1 protein-coding gene is annotated in these 689 nt (G+C 67.9%); it reads right to left on the bottom strand.

All coding sequences use genetic code 11. The annotated features are described in order from the left end of the window. Positions 1 to 689, bottom strand: a 689-nt coding sequence (locus FDW81_RS17965) for an alcohol dehydrogenase catalytic domain-containing protein (RefSeq protein ID WP_138135559.1), incomplete at both ends; no start/stop codon positions are given.

Below are 689 nucleotides of genomic sequence, written 5' to 3'. Positions count from 1 at the left end.
AATGCGTCCACGTCGAGCCCTTCAACGCCGTCAGTTCTGGCATTCATCACGTGGGTTGCGCCGTGTTCCAGAGCGAAGGCGAGCCGGTCCTCGGCGATGTCCGTAATGTAGATCTCCGTCGCGCCAAAGGCGCGGGCCGCCTGGGCGGTGATGATTCCTATGGGTCCGGCCCCGGCGATCAGGACCCGGCGTCCGGGGCGGATCCCGGCTCGTTCGCACGCCCACAGCCCCACGGAGAGCGGCTCGATCAGGGCGGCCGCCTCGTCGCTGACATTGTCCGGGATGTCGTAGGCAAAGTCGCTTTGAATGGTGACGTATTCGGCGAAGGCGCCGTCGATCGGCGGGGTGGCGTAGAACTCGATGTCGGGGCAGAGGTTGTACCGTCCTGCCCGGCACTGCGTGCAGGTGCGGCACGGGCGCTGGGGCTCGACGGCGACGCGCTTGCCGATGCGCGCAGGGTCAACGGCGTCTCCGACGGCTGCGATCCGGCCGGAGAGTTCGTGGCCGAGGATCAGCGGGTGGTCTACGACGTAGTCGCCGATGCGGCCGTGTTCGTAGTAGTGGACGTCGCTGCCGCAGACGCCGACGGCGGCGACCTGCACCAGGACCTGGTCGGCCTCGAGCTGCGGAACAGCCAGGGTTTCCAGGGCAATCACGCCCTGTCGCTTCAGCACGGCGGCCCGCATGGT

It is taken from the genome of Pseudarthrobacter sp. NamB4 (assembly GCF_005796185.1).
Classification (GTDB): domain Bacteria; phylum Actinomycetota; class Actinomycetes; order Actinomycetales; family Micrococcaceae; genus Arthrobacter.
This window is presented reverse-complemented; position numbering and strand designations above follow the sequence as displayed.